This is a genomic window from Rhodococcus sp. NPDC080181 (genome assembly GCF_040702225.1).
Classification (GTDB): domain Bacteria; phylum Actinomycetota; class Actinomycetes; order Mycobacteriales; family Mycobacteriaceae; genus Rhodococcoides; species Rhodococcoides fascians.
Map to the genome: position 1 here is coordinate 1 of NZ_JBFBKN010000013.1, position 19,183 is coordinate 19,183.

18 protein-coding genes, 2 pseudogenes and 1 riboswitch are annotated in these 19,183 nt (G+C 62.9%); of the genes and pseudogenes, 6 read left to right on the forward strand and 14 right to left on the reverse strand.

All coding sequences use genetic code 11. The features are described from left to right. Positions 1-926 precede the first annotated feature (926 nt). Both AB0O58_RS16005 and AB0O58_RS16010 read left to right on the forward strand, forming a co-directional pair. Positions 927-1,385 carry an SRPBCC family protein gene (locus tag AB0O58_RS16005; RefSeq protein WP_206498234.1) on the forward strand — a complete coding sequence of 153 codons (459 nt, stop codon included), beginning with the start codon at positions 927-929 and terminating at the stop codon, positions 1,383-1,385. A 159-nt stretch (positions 1,386-1,544) separates the two neighbouring features. After that, a complete protein-coding gene (locus AB0O58_RS16010; RefSeq protein ID WP_032370176.1) occupies positions 1,545-2,015 on the forward strand; it encodes a hypothetical protein in 471 nt (156 codons plus the stop codon). A gap of 73 nt (positions 2,016-2,088) precedes the next feature. On the opposite strand, the gene AB0O58_RS16015 is transcribed toward AB0O58_RS16010, so the two are convergent. From AB0O58_RS16015 to AB0O58_RS16025, 3 genes are read right to left on the reverse strand one after another with little or no spacing between them, the layout of a single operon-like run. Beyond that, complete coding sequence (locus AB0O58_RS16015) at positions 2,089-3,093, reverse strand: ABC transporter substrate-binding protein (protein WP_241258052.1); 1,005 nt, start codon at positions 3,091-3,093, stop codon at positions 2,089-2,091. A gap of 10 nt (positions 3,094-3,103) precedes the next feature. Continuing rightward, positions 3,104-3,877: an ABC transporter ATP-binding protein gene (locus AB0O58_RS16020; RefSeq protein ID WP_032399496.1), complete on the reverse strand. Its 774-nt coding sequence runs from the start codon at positions 3,875-3,877 to the stop codon at positions 3,104-3,106. Beyond that, a complete protein-coding gene (locus tag AB0O58_RS16025; protein WP_032399536.1) occupies positions 3,877-4,914 on the reverse strand; it encodes an iron ABC transporter permease in 1,038 nt (345 codons plus the stop codon). The genes AB0O58_RS16020 and AB0O58_RS16025 overlap by 1 nt, the downstream gene beginning before the upstream one ends. A 125-nt stretch (positions 4,915-5,039) precedes the next feature. Further along, a riboswitch (cobalamin riboswitch) is annotated at positions 5,040-5,264 on the reverse strand. A gap of 175 nt (positions 5,265-5,439) precedes the next feature. Between AB0O58_RS16025 and AB0O58_RS16030 the strand changes: the two genes are divergently transcribed. Further along, complete coding sequence (locus tag AB0O58_RS16030) at positions 5,440-6,468, forward strand: LLM class flavin-dependent oxidoreductase (RefSeq protein ID WP_032370179.1); 1,029 nt, start codon at positions 5,440-5,442, stop codon at positions 6,466-6,468. Positions 6,469-6,485: 17 nt separating this feature from the next. Here the strand turns inward: AB0O58_RS16030 and AB0O58_RS16035 are convergent, their stop codons facing one another. After that, the gene (locus AB0O58_RS16035; protein WP_032368246.1) at positions 6,486-7,193 is read right to left on the reverse strand and encodes an enoyl-CoA hydratase-related protein; all 708 of its coding nucleotides are present in this window, start codon (positions 7,191-7,193) and stop codon (positions 6,486-6,488) included. A 116-nt stretch (positions 7,194-7,309) separates the two neighbouring features. On the opposite strand from AB0O58_RS16035, the gene AB0O58_RS16040 reads away from it, so the two are divergent. Further along, positions 7,310-7,579: a Rho termination factor N-terminal domain-containing protein gene (locus tag AB0O58_RS16040; RefSeq protein WP_027497643.1), complete on the forward strand. Its 270-nt coding sequence runs from the start codon at positions 7,310-7,312 to the stop codon at positions 7,577-7,579. A gap of 2 nt (positions 7,580-7,581) precedes the next feature. Here AB0O58_RS16040 and AB0O58_RS16045 read toward each other — a convergent pair whose 3' ends face one another. Together AB0O58_RS16045 and AB0O58_RS16050 are read right to left on the reverse strand one after the other, a co-directional pair. Continuing rightward, positions 7,582-8,070 carry an SRPBCC family protein gene (locus AB0O58_RS16045; protein ID WP_206498233.1) on the reverse strand — a complete coding sequence of 163 codons (489 nt, stop codon included), beginning with the start codon at positions 8,068-8,070 and terminating at the stop codon, positions 7,582-7,584. Positions 8,071-8,118: 48 nt separating this feature from the next. Further along, entirely contained in the window at positions 8,119-9,807 is a 1,689-nt protein-coding gene (locus AB0O58_RS16050; RefSeq protein WP_206498232.1) for a nitroreductase/quinone reductase family protein, read from the reverse strand. Between the two features lie 113 nt (positions 9,808-9,920). Here AB0O58_RS16050 and AB0O58_RS16055 point away from each other — a divergent pair, with 113 nt between their 5' ends. Together AB0O58_RS16055 and AB0O58_RS16060 are read left to right on the forward strand one after the other, a co-directional pair. Continuing rightward, the gene (locus AB0O58_RS16055; protein ID WP_241258050.1) at positions 9,921-10,517 is read left to right on the forward strand and encodes a TetR/AcrR family transcriptional regulator; all 597 of its coding nucleotides are present in this window, start codon (positions 9,921-9,923) and stop codon (positions 10,515-10,517) included. A 78-nt stretch (positions 10,518-10,595) separates the two neighbouring features. Further along, a pseudogene (locus AB0O58_RS16060) lies at positions 10,596-12,216 on the forward strand (MFS transporter). Here AB0O58_RS16060 and AB0O58_RS16065 read toward each other — a convergent pair. The 8 genes and pseudogenes from AB0O58_RS16065 to AB0O58_RS16100 form a co-directional block, all read right to left on the reverse strand. Then, positions 12,209-13,105 carry a glucose 1-dehydrogenase gene (locus AB0O58_RS16065; protein WP_045841308.1) on the reverse strand — a complete coding sequence of 299 codons (897 nt, stop codon included), beginning with the start codon at positions 13,103-13,105 and terminating at the stop codon, positions 12,209-12,211. The pseudogene AB0O58_RS16060 and the gene AB0O58_RS16065 overlap by 8 nt on opposite strands. A gap of 144 nt (positions 13,106-13,249) precedes the next feature. Then, on the reverse strand, positions 13,250-13,603 hold the full coding sequence (locus AB0O58_RS16070; RefSeq protein WP_027497637.1) for an STAS domain-containing protein: 354 nt from the start codon (positions 13,601-13,603) through the stop codon (positions 13,250-13,252). A 185-nt stretch (positions 13,604-13,788) separates the two neighbouring features. Further along, complete coding sequence (locus AB0O58_RS16075; protein WP_032399503.1) at positions 13,789-14,718, reverse strand: aldo/keto reductase family oxidoreductase; 930 nt, start codon at positions 14,716-14,718, stop codon at positions 13,789-13,791. Between the two features lie 94 nt (positions 14,719-14,812). Then, positions 14,813-15,397, reverse strand: coding sequence for a hypothetical protein (locus AB0O58_RS16080; RefSeq protein ID WP_027497630.1), 585 nt, complete (start codon positions 15,395-15,397; stop codon positions 14,813-14,815). A 94-nt stretch (positions 15,398-15,491) separates the two neighbouring features. Next, the gene (locus AB0O58_RS16085) at positions 15,492-16,577 is read right to left on the reverse strand and encodes a glycosyltransferase family 4 protein (RefSeq protein WP_366238494.1); all 1,086 of its coding nucleotides are present in this window, start codon (positions 16,575-16,577) and stop codon (positions 15,492-15,494) included. 67 nt (positions 16,578-16,644) lie between these two features. Next, the gene (locus tag AB0O58_RS16090; RefSeq protein ID WP_353806414.1) at positions 16,645-16,848 is read right to left on the reverse strand and encodes a sugar transferase; all 204 of its coding nucleotides are present in this window, start codon (positions 16,846-16,848) and stop codon (positions 16,645-16,647) included. A 61-nt stretch (positions 16,849-16,909) separates the two neighbouring features. Beyond that, positions 16,910-17,872: pseudogene (locus AB0O58_RS16095) on the reverse strand (sugar transferase); the annotation flags it as partial. Between the two features lie 407 nt (positions 17,873-18,279). Beyond that, positions 18,280-18,987: a GAF domain-containing protein gene (locus AB0O58_RS16100; protein ID WP_206498224.1), complete on the reverse strand. Its 708-nt coding sequence runs from the start codon at positions 18,985-18,987 to the stop codon at positions 18,280-18,282. Between the last annotated feature and the right edge of the window lie 196 nt (positions 18,988-19,183).

Sequence of the window (19,183 nt, forward strand, 5' to 3'; positions counted from 1 at the left end):
ATCGACACGACGAACACGGGGTGGGGACTTTCAGTTGGCCACCAGTGGGGACCTCGACCTGGCCACCAGTGGGTACTTTTTCATGGCCACGGACAGTCGAATATCCACGGCGGTCCGTTTAGACGGTGCAAGATCTTGCGGGACGTCAGTGGACTGGGAGCGGGTTGCTGAAGGTCATCTTTTACTCATTACTTTGGGTCGAACTCGCATGAACACAGACGGACACAGGTGGTCACTCGATTCGCCGAACACCCAGCTCAACGGGCCGATGATGGACGTGACTGCATCCACTTGAATTGTCATCTCTTGTACAGCGGGTCCGGGGTTCGAATCCCTGATGGCGCACAGCGAAATGCCCGTTCACCGAAGTTGGTGAACGGGCATTTTTGTTCGGTAGCCCGCGTCGTCAACCCATCTCGACCGTTTCCGCCGCTGAGTGCTCGGATCCAGTCGAGCGGCAGGGAGAAACAGTCAGCAACTCGGCCGGCCATCACATCCCTCCGAGTCGCGCTAGCCCTCGACAACTCGCAACCGGCTGTACTCGGCTCTGCCCTCCACTATTCGAGCGAGTCGCCGACCTGAAACTGTCCGCTGCGCAACAGTTCCTGAGTAAGTTCGATTCCAGTGTGGTTGACGATCATTGCTATGTAGACCTCCAGTGTGAAACAGGCCGTCGGGCATCGGACCCTCGCCGTCGGGGTCATCGCCAGCTTCACGCATGCGATCTCGCCAGGGGCTGTCAGGTTCGTCGAAACTCGGCCCGTCCTTCAGGAGCGCATCGAACATTGCCGTTCGAGCACCGTCGACCCACTGGGCGACATTGCTGTGGCCGACCTGAGTGGCGAACGTGAGGGCCACGCCACCGATCGACAGCGGTTCCATCAGCTCATCGGCCAACCCTGCCACCGACCTGCAAAGCTGTGCCCATGGCGTTCACCATCAGGCTCACGACTTCGATCGCGGCCAACCCCGCTGACGTGTTCGATCTGGAGTCGGATGCAATCGTTCACGCCGAGTCTCAGGGAGCGTACGGAGAGAGTGTGCGAGTCGATTCGAAGCGGAGTGCTCTTCGTTTGGGCGATGAAATCCATATTCGCTCCAGGCATCTCGGTGTGTGGTTCACCTTGACCAGCCGCATCACCGAGTACGAGCCCGCGAGATATTTCGTGGACGAGCAGGTCACCGGACCCTTTGCCTCGATGCGCCACGAGCATTTCTTTCTCGCACGCCGGGGTCATACGCAGATGGTCGACATCATGTCGGTCGAATTCCGTGGCGGACGACTCGGCGCTGCGATCCTGGATATTCCAGGCAAGCTGTATCTCCGGCGCGTCCTGTGCGTTCGGAACGCATACATCAAGAAGCGCGCCGAAGCGAAGCGTTGAGCGACGGCCGGTAGGGATCTGCAAAATTACACGGACACAACGGTTCTCGACCCTGTTTCTCGCCCCGTTCGGGTGCATTCGGTTCGAAAGATGCTGATCGGTATTTTTTGATGCAGACTGGCAACTCGGACATACTTCACGCGAACCAGGAGGATTGCCATGCGATCGACCAGTCGGATTCTGATCGGAGCGCTACTTTGTGCGCCAGCACTAGCGGCGTTTCCAGCGACGGCATCAGCGGCGCAATCGACAGACGTGACGTATGCGTTCGAGGTCGACGGATCGACGGTGACCAACACGATCACCAACAACTCCGGTAGCGACTTGGCCTGCGGCACATCGTTGGCTCCCGCACCGGGCGGAGTGCTGCCGCCGGTGTGGGAGGTCGTCGGTAACGGCCAGTCGCTGTATTCGACCGACGACGGGGGCCAGATCGGAATCAGCACCCAACACGTCACCGATATCCCGGCCGGCACCTATGTCGCGCTCGCATCGTGCGTAACCGAAGGCGTCGATCCGACGACAGCGTGGGTCTCCGATTACCCCGGGCTGCCCGACGTCCTCGCGACCCTGCCGTGGAACTCTTATACGGTGCAGCAGGCTTCTCCGATTGTGACGATCGAAGACTGAGCGCCTGCACTGGATTTGGGCCTCGGTAGCCGCAACTTGCCGAGGCATCGCTGCCGTCGGTTTCTGTGGGCGGTCAGCGGCCCTTGGATCGGAGGAAGTCCGCCACGGTGGTGACGGCGGCGGGGTTGCGTGGTCCTTCGACGAGCGCTGCGTAGGGGAGGGCAATGATGTTGTTCTCGCGTACGGCGGTGGTGCCGGACATCAGGGGTTGTGCGCGGAGTTGCGCGATCTTGGCGTCCACCGAATTCGACGGTCCGGCACCGTAATCGACGATGACGATGAATTCGGGGTCGCGTTGGGCTGCGGCTTCCCAGGACGCGGTGGTCCAGGAATCGTCGAGGTCGTCGAAGATGTTGCTGCCACCGGCTTCTCGGATGATCTGCGACGGAGCTGCGGTGCGGCCGGAGGTGAAGGGCTCGGGATCGGCGCTGTCGAACAGGAACACCCGCGCCGGGTCTCGGCCGTCCGGAGCCCCGGCGTTCGCGGCACCGATCTGGTTCTCGTAGTCGGTGACGAGTCGGTCGGCCCGGTCACGAACTCCGAAGAGGTCGCCGAGGTTTCGTAGGTCGGTGTAGAGCGCGTCGAGGGGCTCCATGACTCCGCGTGCAGTACTGCCGGGTTGCCGGCATGCTTCGGTGAGTTGGTAGGGAACTGCGCCTATGCTGCGAATCCAATCGGGAGTCACACCGGTCGACTCCTTGTAGCCATAATTCCAGCCGGCGAAAACGAAGTCCGGGTTCGCGGACTGAATCACCTCACGGGTGAAGGCGTCGGCCAGTTCAGGTGCCGCGTCGAAGTCGCTCCTCCACGGCGAGGAGTCGATGTCTCGCTCCTTGCCCGGGTAGCTGGTGTATCCGACGAGGCGGTCGGCGAGGCCGAGGGCGAACATCATCTCGGTGATGCCGGTGTCGTTGGTCAGTACCCGCTGTGGGGTACCGGTCACGGTCAGCGGCTCGCCGCAGTTGGTGACCGTCACCTGATCGCCACCCTGCTCGGTGGCTGTGTCGACCTGGGCTCCGCACGAACTGACCAGTGCTGCAACGGCGGTCGCGGCAATGGCGATCGTGCGGGCCGGCAAAAGAGGTGGGTCATCGAGTGTCCTTGTCGTCGAAGAGAACCTGGGGAACTCCCAGGCGTGGGTGGGTGACGATGTGTCCGCCGATCCCGAACCAGGTCGAGAGCACCTTCTCGGTCACGACTTCGTCGGGTGAACCCGCACAGACGATGCGGCCGGCGTGAAGTACGACCAAGCGGTCGCAGAATTGGGCGGCGATGTTCAGATCGTGAAGCGCGGCGATCACGGTGATCTGCAGGCTCGCAGCGGCGCTCAGCACTGCGTATTGGTGTCGTATATCGAGGTGATTGGTGGGTTCGTCGAGCACGAGCACGTTCGGTTGCTGGGCGAAAGCCCGTGCGATCAGAACACGTTGGCGTTCGCCTCCGGACAATGACAGGAACGATCGGTCCAACAGATGTTCCACGTCGGCGACGGTCGAGGCACGAGCGCACGCGTCGTCGTCTTGGGTGCGGTTGCGTCCGAACGTGGAGTTGTGTGGAAGACGTCCGGTGGCGACGACCTCGCGCGCGGTGAAGTCGAAGTGCATCGAGGAGTCCTGGGTGAGTGCTGCGACCTGACGTGCGTTCTCTCGCATGGTGATTGCGGTGATGTCGCGGCCACCTACCTCGATACGTCCGGTCGAGGGCTCGGTCGCTCGATACAGACACCGCAGCAGTGTCGACTTGCCGCTCCCGTTCGCGCCGACGATGCCGACGATGCTGCCGGCGTCCAGGCTCATGGTGATGTCGTCGATGATGCGGGTGCCGTCGATATCGACTGCGACGTCGTCGTAGTCGACGCGCATCAACGGTCGCCGATCATCGCGCCGCGGCGACGCATCAGCAGTACGAACGCCGGAACTCCGACTGCCGCGGTGATCGCCCCCAGGGGGAGCTCTTGCGGCGGTAGAACCGTTCGGGACACCAGATCCGCGGTGACGAGGAAAGCCGCACCCAGGACCGGGGTGATCACGACAAGCCTGCTGTGGTCGGCCCCGACCAGTAACCGTGCTAAGTGAGGGACGACCAGACCGACGAATCCCACTGCGCCACAGATGGATACGTAGCACCCTGTCATCGCCGCGGATGTCACGAAGAGAGTCAGCCGTAGCCGTGCTGCGTTCAAGCCCAGTGCCGCGCTGACTTCGTCTCCCATCGACAGCGCGTTGAGTCTGCGGGCCGTCAGAGCGGTCGCGGCTACTCCGGCCACGGTGACTGTGGCGGCCAGCGGGACGCTGGCCCAGGTAGCACCGGCGAGGCTGCCGAGCAACCAGAACATCACGCTGCGAGCGCCGTCGCCCTGAGGTGCCAGGAAGATCAGCACGGTCGTCATTGCAGAGAACCCGTATCCCAACGCGGTACCTGTCAGGACCAGGCGCAGTGGCACCAGCCCTACCGGGGAGCGTGCCATCAGATACACCAGGGCGGTTGCGGCGAGTGCGCCGAGGAACGCTGCACTCGAGAGGGCGTAGATGCCGAGGGCGCCGAACGTGCCGAACAGGACCACCGACGTCGCGCCTACCGATGCACCCGACGAGATTCCGAGAACGTAGGGGTCTGCGAGCGCGTTGCGCACCATCGCCTGCACCACCAGTCCGACCACTGCGAGACCTGCTCCGATGAGCGTCGCCAGCAACACCCGCGGCAGCCGAGAATCGACGACGATGCGGTAGTCGGGAACGTCACCGACGGTGATCGTGCCGCCGGACAGCTGGGCCCACAGATAGCCCATCGCGTCGGTTGCCGGGATGTGCGCGGCCCCGAACATCAGTGCCGACAGGGCTGACACTGCCCAGATCGCGGCGGCGAGCACAGTGAGGGGCAGGACCGATCTGGACTGCATGCGCAACTTTCTCCGCTGATCCCTGACCTGGCGACCTGCGAAAAGCACGGTATCCGAGGCGAATCCGCGCAGCGCGAACGACGACCTCGTCGACCGTGTCCCTCGGGATCGACAGGCGACCACGCCGGCGGCGCAGCCGCGGTGGCAGGTCTTCGGACTCGCGGACGCGCCGTCCGACCACGTGCTCGGACGATTCCTACTGGCGGTCGCTTCCCGGGACGAATCCCAGTGCTCGATGACCGCGGTCGTTTCCACTCACCGCTGCGGGGCAGTTCCGGATTTTCACCGGATTCCCTCTTACGATCCGATGACCAGCACGGCCATCGAAAACCAACGCCCACGCACGATAACAGCTCATGCGTGACGCGTTGCGTCGGTCGGCTTCGGTGCAAGTAATCGGATGTACTTCGCTGCGGATGAGGCGAAGCGTTGGGGAGAGTAGTAGTTTTCTGCCCACCGTCCACTGGAATAATTGAACCTTCATCGACGCTGATGGGTTCGTCATCCCGAATCGAGAGGTACCCAATGCACCTGGGCGTAGACAGCTTCGTCTCTTCCGTGACCGATCCGACCGACGGCCGCGTCATCGCGCCGGAGGAGAGGATGGGGCACCTACTCGAGGAGATCGCCCTCGCGGATCAGGTCGGTCTTTACTCGTTCGGCATCGGTGAGCACCATCGCAGCGAGTACTACGACTCCGCTCCGTCGATCATTCTGGCCGCAGCAGCCGCGCGCACCGAGAACATCCGGCTCGGCAGCGCGGTCAAGGTACTCAGTGCCGACGATCCGGTGCGAGTGTTCCAGGAGTTCGCCACTCTCGACCTGATCTCGAAGGGCCGGATCGATTTGGTGGTCGGCCGAGGCTCGTTCACCGAGTCTTTCCCACTGTTCGGACTCGACTTGGCCGATTACGATTCCTTGTTCGCCGAGAAGCTGGATCTCCTGCTGCAGATTCGCGACAACGAGGAGATCACGTGGTCCGGCCGGCACCGGCCGGCGCTGAACCGTCAGGGGATCTATCCTCGTCCGCTGCAAGATCCGCTACCCATCTGGGTCGGTGTCGGCGGCACCCCCGAATCATTCGCTCGTGCAGGGCTTTTGGGCCTACCCCTGATGATTGCCATCATCGGCGGAGAGCCGCGCCAGTTCGCGCCGCTCGTCGACCTGTATCGGCGCGCGGGCGCGCAAGCGGGTCACTCGCCGGAGAAGCTGAAAGTCGGATTGCACGTGTTCGGATTCGTCGCCGACACCACCGAGGCGGCAGCCGACACCATCTACCCGGGCTGGAACGAGATGTTCACCAAGATCTCTCGCGAGCGCGGGTTCGCTCGACCGAGCCGACAGCAGTTCGACGCCACGTCGGGACCCAACGGTGCGTTCTTCATGGGAGACCCGAAAACCGTGGCCGACAAGATCGTTCGGGTGAGCGAGCAACTCGGCGGTGTGGATCGACTGTCGCTGCAGATGACCAATCCGCGTCTCGCCCACGGTGATCTGTTGCGCGGCATCGAGCTACTCGGTACCGAGGTCGCTCCGCTGGTCGCCGACGCGTAAGCGGCAGCGAGCGAGAATCAGTTTGCGGCCCATTCCATTTCGTCCACACCGGCGACCGGAGTGGACAGCGAACGTATCTCGCTCGCATACATCGTGCGCTTGATTTCGCCGAGGACGGGGCCGCGGGTTCCGATCAAATCCGTTGCCCGCGAGAGTGCGTCGTCACGCAGCCGATCCTCGGTGGACACTGCGTCCACCAAGCCGAGGGCGGCTGCGTCCACTCCGCCGTAGCGTCGGCCCGTGGTCAGTGCTTCGTGGAACGTGTGCGGGGCGAGCTTGGCTCGGACCATGTCGACTGTTCCCGGGCTGTAGGTGGCACCGATGTTGACGCCAGGAAAGCACAGGAAGCCGCGATCGGAGCGCATGACGCGGTAGTCGTGTGCCATGACGAAAAATGCGGCACCCCCGTAGGTGTGCCCCTGCATGGCCGCCACCGTCTGCATCGGGAGGGTCAAGAACCGCACCAGCAGTTCCTGCACCGTTCCGATGAACCGGTTGATCTGGTCCAGGTTCTCGGCACCCCAGGACAAGTCGACTCCGGTGGAGAAGTACTTGCCGGTGGCCGTCGTGACCAGTGCAGTCGGGCCACTACTGGCTTCCACCTCGTCGAGCAGAGCGTTGACCTCGGCCACCCAATCCGGCCCCATCCGGTTCTCGGTGTCCTCGACGTCGCGAGTGCCGAGATTCAATACGAACACGTCCGCGACACGATCCAGGTATGGCATGTCCCGAAGGTACCCAGCTTTCGTTGTTCTACCCCACAGCGACAGAAGGCAAGTGTGTTTGCCGGCGGGAGCACCGGGTAGTTGTATCAGTACAAACGATCGAACGGAGGACCAGCATGCCCACCAACGATGACCAGCCCCAGCTCAAGGACCAGGATCTGTACGAGAAGCTCCGTGACGAAGGAAACTCGAAGGAGAAGTCGGCGCGCATCTCGAATGCCGCGGCCAACGAGGGCAGGAAGAACGTAGGCAAGAAGGGCGGCGAGTCCGGATCGTACGAGGACTGGACCGTCGACGAACTGACCGATCGAGCGAAGGAGATCGGCCTGGAGGGCTACTCCAAGCTGAACAAGAAAGAGCTGATCGAGGCGTTACGCAATCACTGACGTCATTCCGGCCGCAGAGACGAGTAGTACTCCTGCTGTGCGGGGTAGTAGTCGTCGAAGCTCGGCAGCGGTGCGGCGTCCCTGGATGCGATCAGCATGTCCAGGTAGTACTCCCAGCCCGGACCTATGTCGCCGATGCCGTCCGTGCTGTCGAGGCCGTGGGTCAGCACGACGAGTGTGTCGCAGCCCTTCTCGGTGAGCCTGACCTCGAGCGGCCAGCCGCCCTCGTCTGACATACGGACGGCCAGTCGTTGGGGCGGCTCGCAGGCGTCGATTGCCATGTCGGCGACGGGTTCGCCGTCCTCGAAGATCATGGTGACGCGGATGCTGTCGTCCGTCACTCGTTCCCAGGGCCCGAACCACAACGCGGTCCGAGAGGATTCGGTGAGGCTGGCCCACACATCCTCTCGTGACGCGGCGACGGTTCGGCTCAGCTCGAGGGCGTAGCCGGTCTCGGTCTCGCGCAGCGTGCCCGTGGGTATCGGTGCCATCGGGTCATTATGCGTCGTGCGACGATCCACCGTCGAGCACTCATCCTGTCAATCGGTGAAATCGATCCGCACAGATATCGGGTCTGTCTGGAGGGCGCGAAAACCTGCGCCGATGAGCCGCCCGAACAGTGGGTTCGCGGAAAAAGAGCGCGCTCGCGCACTGACGTCGTCCTCGGGCACGAACGTAGCTGTGCCCGCTCGCCAGCGATCGCCGACGCGAATCCTGATATGCGGCTCGTCGCCGATGTTGGCTCCCCAACCGGACCTGGTTCCGTGCTGGGAGATCACCCACGCTCCCGCCCGGTCGAACGATGCAGAGACCGGCACCTGCCGGCGCAGACCGGATCGACGGCCCACGGTCTCGATATCGGTGACCAGCGATGTCCTGACTCCGACGGACGCCAGCCCGTTCACGAGCGGGTTGGCGATGTGCTTTCCGATCCACCGCTCCCGGCGGAACTTCGCAGCTGCGGCGGACGCCGTCGTGGTGCCCCCGGCGCGCCGACTGCGAAACGCGTCCCAGCCGTTGCGCTGCACCATTGCTATCGCTGTTCGCCAGGCGGGGCGTCCCGAATCGGGTTGCTTTCCATCGCCGATGAGCTGCAGTTGGTCGGTGTGCCACTGCAAGTCCAGAGCGCCGTTGATCTGTTTGAAAGCACCAGCTTTCGACGGAACTCGCAACGCGACGAGCGGAGTCTCGACCCGATCCAGTGAGCCGTCGACCAGTGAACGGGCTACTGCCGGGGCGAGAGCAGTCGGGCGACCGAGACCGACGACGTCGCACTCTCCCGATCGTACGGCCGCACTCATCACCGAGCGGGTGCGGAAACCACCGGTCACTGCAAGTGGAACGCTCTCGGCTGCGTCGCGCACCGTGTGGGCGTATTCCAGGAAGTAGGCTTCGCGATCGCGAGTGCTGGAGGTGCCCATCATCGCGGGTGATTCGTAACTGCCGCCACTGATTTCGATCAGATCGATCGCTTCCTCGACGAGATGTTCGACGGTGATGCGAGATTCCTCTTCGCTGAATCCGCCGCGCTGGAAGTCTGCGGAGTTCAGTTTGATTCCCACTGCAAAGCCGGGGGACACGGCCGCTCTGATGGCGCGCACGACGTGAAGAACGAATCGCATCCTGCCGTCGAGGTCTCCGCCCCACGCGTCCTCGCGTCGGTTCGACAGTGGTGAGAGAAACTGGGACACCAGGTATCCGTGGGCACCGTGGAGCTGCACACCATCGAAGCCGGCCGCCTCCGCTACCGACGCGGCCAGGGCGAACCTGTCGATGATGTCTCGAATCTCGTTCTCGCTCAACGCACGCGGTGTCGGTAGCCCGGGTACGCCGGACGCGATGGCAGACGGGGCGACGGGCGTGGCACGGGTGACGATCGGATTGGCCTGTCTTCCAGGGTGATTGAGCTGCACCCAGATGGGGACGCCACCGTCGGAGGTCGATTTCGCCCAGCGCGCCAGCGCATCGTGGTCGCGGTCGTCTTCGATGACGACGTTGCCGGGTTCGCCCAGGTGAGATCGGTCGACCATCACGTTGCCGGTCACCACCAATCCGTAGCCACCCGCGCCCCAACGGCGGTACAGCGTTTCGAGCCGGGTATCGGGCGCGTGCTCGGCAGTCCCAAGGCCCTCGCTCAAGGCCGCTTTCATCACGCGGTTCGGAAGGGTCTGCCCGCAGGGAAGTGGGAGCGGGGTGCTCAGTTCGACGACGTCGGTCTCGGTGGGCATGGCGTGACTCCGGTTCAGCGATAGCGTGACGGGATATGATTGCCGTCATAGTCACACGCGACTGTAGATGTAACTCGGTGTCACGTCAATGATCGTGTTCGGAAAGGTGATGGATGGCGAATCGAAGCAGTGCTCGTGAGGACATGCTGCGCAGTGCTGCGCAGTTGTTTCGGCAGCGCGGAGTCGAAGCGACTTCGTTGGCCGACGTCATCGAGCACGCAGGTGCGCCGAGAGGCTCGATCTATCACCACTTTCCACGGGGCAAGCCTCAACTGGTCGAGGAGGCCACGCGAACGGCCGGCGCGGCGATGGGGGCAATGATCTCCGAGGGGTTGGCTCAGGTCGGGCCGGCGGCGACGGTGCGCGCGATCATCGAGGGCTTTCGCAGTGAACTGTCGAGCACCGATTTCGTGTCCGGTTGCCCCATTGCTCCTGCCGCACTCGAGGGGGCGAACGCCCCCGGTGCCGTCACCGCGGCCGGGGAGTCGTTCTCGTCGTGGGAAGACACGATCGCCGCATCGCTCTGGCAGCACGGGTTGACGAGAGAGCGGGCCCAGGCGCTCGCGACGTTCTCCATATCGGCGATCGAGGGTGCGCTGATCGTGGCGAAAGCGCAGCGATCGACCACCGCGCTGGATCGGACCGAGGGGGAGTTGTTGGCTCTGCTCGACGCGGTCCTGGACGCAGTGGGTGGGCAGAGTTCCCGATAGCGAGTATTGCGATAACGCCGAGTTACAGTTACTTTCCCTTCAGGAACTATGTCGACCGTCATAGCCGGAGGGGATCTCATGCCGTCACTCACCACTTCTCGACACCGCGTAGAGGGTACGAAGCTTCGCGGCCGATATCTGGCTCTACTCGTGATCTGCGCAGCGGAGCTGCTCGTCGTACTGGACAACACCGTCGTCAACGTCGCCCTGCCGTCGATGGGCTACAGCTACGCGCCGACATCAGCGGCTTGCAGTGGGTGGTCGACGCCTACACGCTGACGTTCGCGGGATTGCTGCTCGCTTTCGGCCACCTCGGAGACCGATACGGGCGCAAGAAGGTGATGATCATCGGCCTGGCGGGCATTGCGCTGATGTCGGTGGGCGGCGCGGTCGCCGCCGACCTCGGGCAGGTCGTTGCCGCCCGCGCCGCGATGGGAGTCTGTGCGGCGGCGGTCTTTCCGGCCACTTTGGCTCTCATCATCAATATCTTCACCGACGCCAAAGAGCGAGCGCTGGCCATCGCAGCGTGGACGGCGATGGCAGGTTTCGCCATCGCCATCGGTCCGACAGCGGGCGGCTTTCTGCTCGAGCACTTCTCGTGGCATTCGGTGTTCTGGATCAATGTTCCGGTTGCCCTGCTCGTTCTGTTGGCCGCACTGGCCTGCGTTCCGGAGTCGAGAGCCGAACATGTGGGCAAGTACGACCCTGTCGGAATCGTGCTGTCGTTGACGGGCATCACGGTCGTGGTGTGGGCGATCATCGAAGCGCCGCACAACGGTTGGTTGTCACCGGCGAGCGTCGGAGGCTACATCGCCGGATGCGTCGCGCTTGCTGCGTTCGTGTGGTGGGAGTTGCGAACACCGTCTCCGGTACTGGACCTGAATCTGTTCCGAATCAGACGATTCTCGCTGCCCGCCTTGGCCATTGCTGTGGGGTACTTCAGTATGTTCGGCTTCCTGTTCATGATCACCCAGTATTTTCAGGGTGTCATGGAACTGACGCCGTTGCAGTTCGGCGTTCATTCACTGCCGTTCGCAGTATCCATCGCGGTCGGAGCACCACTGGCCACACTGATCGCGCAGCGAATAGGAACGACAGCCGTCATCGTCTTCGGACTCGTCGTGATGAGCATCGGCATGTTCATTGCGGGCCAGGTCGAGGTCGAAACGCCGTACCTGGGACCGGTCGTCGTCTCGATGATCTTGATGGGCCTCGGGTTGGCGATCGTGCAAGGCCCGGCCACCGAATCCATCATGTCGTCGGTGACGCTCGACGAAGCAGGTGCGGGCTCGGCGGTGAACGACACCACCCGTGAGGTGGGTGGAACACTCGGCGTCGCGGTGCTGGGCTCGATCGTCGCGTCGATCTACACCACGAAAGTGGCCCCCGAATCGACGCCATTCCCGATGCAATCATGGAGCCCTACCAGAAGGCCTTTGCCCGTGAGACCGTCGTCAGCGTCATCGAAATCGTCGAAGCGCCGACCAACCCGATCTTCGCGACGCAGAAGGCGGAGCTCGTGTATGCGATGAAAGCCGCGTCTCTGGAGGGATTTCAGCTCGCGTCGTTCGTCACCGTCGGGGCCGCCATGGCATGCGCGATCGCTGTGGCGCTCTTCTTGCCATGGCGGCGACCCGAAGGAGACGGGGTGCTGTTGGCGTGGCGGGCGTCGAAGTCCGAAGACCCCGAGATCAGTTGAACGGGGTGCCCCCGGTGACCGCAATGGTCTCGCCTGTGATGTAGCTGGACTCGTTCGAGGCCAAGAAGACGTAGGCCGGAGCCAACTCCGCGGGCTGGCCCGGGCGGCCCAACGGAACCGTCTCGCCGAACTCGCCGTACTTCTCGGCAGGCATGGTCGCAGGAATCAGGGGAGTCCAAATAGGTCCGGGCGCAACGGCATTGACTCGAATGCCGCGGCCGGCGAGGTCGCCGGCCAGGCCCTTGGTGAATGCGACGATGCCCGCCTTGGTGGTGGCGTAGTCCAGCAACTCCGGCGACGGATTCGATGCCTGAATCGAGGTGGTGTTGATGATGGTGGCGCCCGCACCCATGACGGCGGCGGCGTGCTTCGAAATCCAGAACAAGGCATACAAGTTGGTCTTGAGCACACGGTCGAACTGGTCGGTGGTGATATCGGCGATGCCGCCCATCTGGGCCATCTGGAACGCGGCGTTGTTGACGACGATGTCGAGGCCTCCGAGAACCTCCACGGCAGTGTCGACCAACTTGGTGCACTGCGTTTCGTCGGTGAGGTCGCAGGCGATCGCTCGGCCCGACCGTCCAGCGGCTTCGATCAGGTCGACGGTCGCTTGGGCATCGGGGCCCTCGGATTCGAGATGAGCAATGACGACATCGGCACCTTCTCGTGCGAATGCCAGCGCCACCGCTCGTCCGATCCCGGAATCACCACCGGTGATCAACGCTTTTCGGCCGTGCAACCGATCCGAACCCCGGTACGACTTCTCGCCGTGATCCGGTGCGGTGACCATGTCGCGAGTCAATCCCGGATGCTCGAGCTCGGGCTGGTCGTCCCGATCGGGCATGGAGAAAGCAGTGGTGGGGTCGCTCTTGGTGAACTGGTCGGACATTGTCGATCCTTGCCTCGTGTGAAGAGGACCCATTGCGGCAAAACGAAAGCCGCCCCAGTTCTCGAGACGATTCACGGTCGTTACCGACTGGAGCCGCTGTCCACACGAGGTTTGCCGGTTGTACCGGCACGCAAACCTTGCGAATCAGCGCGCGGAGGGATCTTCCCCGATGAAGCTCGCACCCACCGCATCGAGCACCCGGCGCGCCGGCCGGGTAGGAGCGAAGACCTCGACGCGTCCGTCGGAACGTTCGACAGCATCGACGATCACGCTCGCGGCACCCGAGTACATGAAGTCCACCGCCGACAAGTCCAGCAGCACAACTGCATTGCCCCGTAGGGCACCGTCGAGGGCGTTCACCAAATCTGCTCGTGCACTCATGTCCAGCTCGCCGACGGCGCGAACAACGGTCAGATCGGGGGAGTAGGACTCGATACCGATCGAGTGGCGTCGAGCGGGGGCGGTGGAGCGAACATCGGTGAAATCGGAAACAGTCACGGTGCGAACCTCTCAGTTCGGGTGGCCTATCGAACCGGCGTGCTCGGTGTGGAACCCGAGGGCTGCAGGTTCCGGTGCACGCTGTCCCGTAATCCTGACAGCGCAACATCACCGAACCGAGCCTGCAACATCACGGATTCGTCGCTACTTGGTAACGGCAAGGTAACGCAGTTCGATGCCCGGCATCAGGGCAGTGTGTGACCCGCTGCGCGGAACAGACCGTACCATTCCGCCCTGGTCAGGCGGATGTCCGACCCCGTAGCGGCCTCTACTATCCGATCCGGCGTGGTGGTCCCCAGGACCACCTGAATGTCGGCCGGGTGGCGTGTTATCCACGCGACCGCTATCGCGGACGGTGTCGTGTCGTATCGGCCGGCAATGTCGTCGAGCGCATCGTTGAGGGCAGGGTGATTCTCGCGATCTCCGACGAACACACCCGACGAGGTCCCGCTCTGCAGTGGCGACCACGCTTGCACGGTGATGCCGCGTGCCCTCGCGTAGTCGAGCAACCCGTTGTCACGATTCACCGACTGGTCCAGCGCGCCGATGTTGGCGGCCAGGCCCGCAGCGATCAGCGGCGAATGGACGACGCTCAACTGCACTTGATCGAACAGAAGTGGTTGTGTGACTGCCGTTTCGAGCAATTCGATCTGACCGGGAGTGTGATTGGAGACGCCGAAACCGAGCACCTTGCCCGACGTGTGCAGTGTGTCGAACGCCGCCGCGACCTCGTCGGGCTCGACCAGGCTGTCCGGTCGATGCAGCAGCAGGGTGTCGAGATGGTCGACGCCGAGAGCCGAGAGCGATCCCTCGACGGTCGACACGATGTGGTCTTCGGAGAAGTCGAAATAGCCGTCGCGAATGCCGACCTTGCTCTGAATGCTGACGCGCTCACGCTGCGACGGAGTGAGTGTCACCGCTTGTCCGAAGCGCTCCTCGCACCCGTGGGGTCTGCCGCCGTAGATGTCGGCGTGATCGAAGACGGTGACTCCCACGTCCAGGGCGGTGTCGACCAACCTGCGGATCCGATCGTCGTCCAGATCGAGAATGCGCATGAACCCGAGGACGATGCTCGACACGGTTGTGCCGGTCTGGGGGTGCGTAAAGGTGCGCACGTGGGCTCCTCGGCTCTGGTGTCGGAAAAAGTCCACTACGTCGGCGGACCGATACAAGTATCGAGGAAGGGCTGAAAGGGGCGACGCCGGGCTACTACTCGAATTCGGTTCGTATCGACTGTGTCGTGAGCTGCAGCATCAGCACGAAGCCGGTCAGCGTCACCACGATCGGGGCCCACAGCACCACCGCCACGAAGGTGTCCACATCCCGTTCCAGCACTATGTACACCGCGACGATCGACGTTCCCAACAAGCACAGGGCGATGTGAGCAGCGAGGCGCCATTTGTCGAAGAAGAACCCGGCCAACATTCCCATCGGGATGAGGAAGGTGCATTTGCCGAGGGTGACTTCCGGCGCGAAATTCGCGGTGATGGTGGCTCCGAAGATCGACAGATCGGCGATGACGACGAAGGCGAAGGCTTGCCCGAGCGTCGGCCACGGTCCGAACCACCAGAACGCGCCCATGACGTACGCGGCGATCATGCACGTCCATTGCACGATCGCGGGGATGGGGGTGGTCGCGCCGTACCCGAACGCCAGCTCGAGGGTGACCACGACGGCCATGGCCAGGGCGGCGGCGGACACGATCCGCTTGACGAGCGTCGTGACAGCGAGCGACGTCATCACGCCCATGCCCCATTGGTAATGCTCGTTGGACCTCGTCAGTGCGCGAGTCACAGTGCCCCCTCGTTCCAATCGGGAGTCGATTGAAACACAGTCGCACCGCTCGACGTTCGGCTTTCACCGTGTTCTGGCCGACGGTGCGGCACGATCAGCTGGTCAATTGGTGCAACAGCTCCGGCAGTGTCTCGCTGATGTCGTGCCGGCTGGCCACCCGATAGCGGGCGGCCTCACCGAGCAGCCGCCGTCGATCGGCGTCGTCGACCACCGCCGAGACGGCGGCAGCGAGAGCATCCGAGTTGCCGGGCTCGACCAGAATTCCAGCACCGTCGGCGAGGAATTCGTGCGTGCCACCGTGATCGCTTCCGATCACCGGCAATCCGTGCGACATCGCTTCCAAGACCGACAACGGACCTGCCTCGGGAGAAGTACTGGCCGGCACGACGACATCCCACCTGCGAAGAGCGGACTCGGCATCGGTGTGTCCGAGGAACTCGACACGTCCGGCAAGATCCGGTTCCGCGGCGCGCGCGCGGAGTTCGTCGACGTATTCGCGATCACCGGGGAAGCTTCCCCCGGCCAATTCGACTCGGACGTCAGGGAGCATGGCGACGGCGTCGAGCAGCACGCGGTGCCCCTTCCATGGCGTCAACAACGCAAGCATCCCGACGACCGGCGGAGAGTGCAGCGCACCGCCGAACCGCGGAACCGGCCACGGCACGCCGTTGTGTGACACCACCACGGGGAGGCCGGCCTTTCGGAGCGGTTCTGCGGTGGCCTCGGACACCGATACCGCAACGCGAACGGCCGGCCGGGCGAACCGGACCACCACACGCTGCTTGAGAGAGGTCATCGTGTCGTGTACGAGCCACGACGCCCCGCGAGCGGGCCGCGCAAACCGCGCCACCGGAAGCGCGAACAGCGAGTTGACGACCGTGGCGGTGCCCGGTGCGCGGGCGATCGTGCGCACGGCGCGCGCCGCCCCGACCCATCGTGCGACCATCTTGATCGCCGCGATACCGCGCGCGGCACCACGTTGCCCACCCAGTCCGAGCTCGTCGATGCGGACGTGTCGCGTCGTGTCGGGCAGGCGATCTGCCAATGGGCCTGCGGGGCAGGCGATCACGGTGGCATGGCCGCGGCGCGTGGCCTCGTCGATCAAATCCAGCAGCACCTTCTCGGCACCGGACACCTGGCCGGTGTGCGCGAGGAAGAGAACTGTCGATTCGTCGGTCATGTGGTCGCCCGTCCGGGCAGCGGATTTGTGGCGCACGCTTGGGGCGTGAACAACACAGCGAGCACAATCAATCTTCGGCGCGCTTGAGGACGGCAAGGACCGTCAAGAACAGAATTTTCACATCCAGCCAGATCGACCAGTTCTCGATGTAGTAGTTATCCCATTCGGCACGGTCGGCGATGGATGTCTGTCCACGCAAGCCATGAACCTGTGCCCAGCCTGTAACGCCCGCTTTGACTCGGTGTCGCTCGCCGTAACGACGAATTTGCATCTCGAAGAGGGTGCACGTACTCAGGGCGTTCCGGACGAGGTCCTACCAAACTCATGTCGCCGCGGATAACATTGATTAATTGAGGCAACTCGTCCAAGGATGTTTGGCGCATGATTTTTCCGATACGCGTCCGGCGATCTACCCCCTCGACTCCGCCGGGGGCATCGCCAACTTTTCTCTCGAACTCGGCATCCGAAGCTCGCGGAGGACGCATCGAGCGGAACTTCAAGCAGTCGAAGGGAAGTCCGTCCCGACCGATCCGTTCCTGTTTGAAGAAGATCGGACCGGGAGAACTCAAACGAACGAGAAGCATCAAGGTCAAGAACACGGGTGACAGGAGCAGGAGCCCAACAGCGGTTAGTACTCTGTCGAACACTCCCTTGACGGCGAACTGCCAGCCTTTCGGATCGACGTGCGGCAAAACCATCAGGGGCAGACCGCCGATGTGTTCCACGCGGGTATTCAGGCTGACTGCGTCATAGAGCCGTGGAACCACCCACACCCGCATTCCCAGTCGGTGCGCGATCCTGATCGTTGTCACCAGGTCTCGTTCATCGGAGGTCGCGAATGCGATGATCAATTCCTCGGCGTTGGTTCGGCGCGCCACAGTCTCGAGATCGGCGGGGACGCCGAGATGGGGAAGTTCCCCCGCAACTGCCTCGCCGGAGTCCAGAGTGGCTACTGGTGCATCGCCGACGTAACCAACAGGCGCGAGTCCGTACTCCGGAAACTGGCGCATCCGCGAGACCAGTTGATGCGCAATGGGATCGTTGCCGAGGACTATCGTCGGGGCGGCAGAGCCGAACCGGGTCCTAGTGACGCGCTGAACAATCACGCGGATCAAACGAGCGACCGCAATGGTCAAGGCGCTCAGCACCCACAACCTCAGTACGAACGCACTGGGCCGATATTCGGTGTCGGACAGAAACATCACTACGAGCAGAGCAAGCGACGCGAATGCTACTGATGTCTCGGCTGGCCCGATCTCGTCGAGGAAGTTACGTCGAAGCCCGCGGCGGTACATCGACTTTCCCGTAAGGATTCCGATGAGGAGCGGCAAGTAGAGCCAGGGCAACCGGCCTGTTTCGCCGAGATCGCCGGAGTACCACAGCAGGGCACCGATCAATGCGACGGCAGCAGCGGACGCGTCGACGGCGACATTGATCGCGGTGTGCCAAGGATCGACTCGAAGGCGATCTGCGAAAGAGTGCGGTGCGAAGTTCTGCACTGTCCCGGCAGCCCGCGGGCGAGAGTGCAGCGATTCCAGAGTTTTGGACACAGCTACTTCCGGTGGCTAGTTCGTTTCGGATGATCCCCAGTATCCTATTTAATCTATACCCGTGCGACCGAAAGCTTTTAGCCGAGTTGCTGAAAAAAACCCCAGGTCTGTTGCGGGCGGAAATTGTCAATGCGTGGTGGGAAAAAGCGTGTTTATTGGAAAACTTGCTCGCGAATAATCCAGGCCAGATCCTGAAGTATCTGAACGTGACCTGTCGTCCACTGGCGGGGTCGTTGATCCCAAACGCAGACGGTGCCGACGGAAAAGCCATCGTCGTCGACGATCGGAACGCCCAAGTAGGAAACCAGCATCTTGGCCTGAACCGATGGGTGATCCTTGAGAGTCTCGATCAATCGTGCGTCCTCTACCACGAGGGGCTGACCGAGGTCGATCGCATATCGGCAAATCGAACCTTCGATGGGAACCTCACGCGCGCTGCCGATTTCGGGTGGTAACCCCAGTGCGCTCTTGAAGTACTGACGCTTGTCGTCCAGCAGAGAGAAGGCGGCAGACGGGGCGTTCAAAGCATCGGCAACAATCGCCACAACCCTGTCGTAGTCCGCCTCCGAGTCGGTATCCATCAGGCCGGTGCGAGCAACTGCAGCGAGACGCTCGGGCTCGTCGATCGCAGTGCCGAACAATCGGGTCGCCGCGGCCGTGACAGGCCGATCCCCAGTTCTGTCCCGAAGAGCACGAAGTAATGAGCCGACGTCGGAGTCCTGATCATCGGACAGTTCGTCGACCAGTCGATCGATCACCGCTCGCCGAATATACGCCTCGGGGGATACACAGGACTTCTCCGCCTGCCGTGCGAGAAGCTCGTTCAGTCGGTCGTCGAAACCCGGGTACCCAGTCGTCATTGTCCACATGGTAGTTCAGGCCATGTTATATTACTCACCCAAGCCGTGTAAGCGCTCGAATTTGTCGGAACAATACTCTGTCGGAGCCGCAGAAAAGCCCCGGTCGGTCTCTGCCCCACGCCTGCGGGCGGCGGGCGCGGCGCTTATCCTCACTGCCCACACTTTCGTTTCGCCGACGATCCTTTTGGGCTATGGT

Bases quoted from the DNA above. Each gene is read 5' to 3' on its own strand.
- AB0O58_RS16100 (WP_206498224.1), bottom strand. From the start codon at position 18,987: ATGACGACTGGGTACCCGGGTTTCGACGACCGACTGAACGAGCTTCTC.
- AB0O58_RS16030 (WP_032370179.1), top strand. From the start codon at position 5,440: ATGCACCTGGGCGTAGACAGCTTCGTCTCTTCCGTGACCGATCCGACC.
- AB0O58_RS16055 (WP_241258050.1), top strand. From the start codon at position 9,921: ATGGCGAATCGAAGCAGTGCTCGTGAGGACATGCTGCGCAGTGCTGCG.
- AB0O58_RS16085 (WP_366238494.1), bottom strand. From the start codon at position 16,577: ATGACCGACGAATCGACAGTTCTCTTCCTCGCGCACACCGGCCAGGTG.
- AB0O58_RS16005 (WP_206498234.1), top strand. From the start codon at position 927: ATGGCGTTCACCATCAGGCTCACGACTTCGATCGCGGCCAACCCCGCT.
- AB0O58_RS16035 (WP_032368246.1), bottom strand. From the start codon at position 7,193: ATGCCATACCTGGATCGTGTCGCGGACGTGTTCGTATTGAATCTCGGC.
- AB0O58_RS16090 (WP_353806414.1), bottom strand. From the start codon at position 16,848: ATGCAAATTCGTCGTTACGGCGAGCGACACCGAGTCAAAGCGGGCGTT.
- AB0O58_RS16065 (WP_045841308.1), bottom strand. From the start codon at position 13,105: ATGTCCGACCAGTTCACCAAGAGCGACCCCACCACTGCTTTCTCCATG.
- AB0O58_RS16010 (WP_032370176.1), top strand. From the start codon at position 1,545: ATGCGATCGACCAGTCGGATTCTGATCGGAGCGCTACTTTGTGCGCCA.
- AB0O58_RS16020 (WP_032399496.1), bottom strand. From the start codon at position 3,877: ATGCGCGTCGACTACGACGACGTCGCAGTCGATATCGACGGCACCCGC.
- AB0O58_RS16045 (WP_206498233.1), bottom strand. From the start codon at position 8,070: ATGGCACCGATACCCACGGGCACGCTGCGCGAGACCGAGACCGGCTAC.
- AB0O58_RS16040 (WP_027497643.1), top strand. From the start codon at position 7,310: ATGCCCACCAACGATGACCAGCCCCAGCTCAAGGACCAGGATCTGTAC.
- AB0O58_RS16025 (WP_032399536.1), bottom strand. From the start codon at position 4,914: ATGCAGTCCAGATCGGTCCTGCCCCTCACTGTGCTCGCCGCCGCGATC.
- AB0O58_RS16050 (WP_206498232.1), bottom strand. From the start codon at position 9,807: ATGCCCACCGAGACCGACGTCGTCGAACTGAGCACCCCGCTCCCACTT.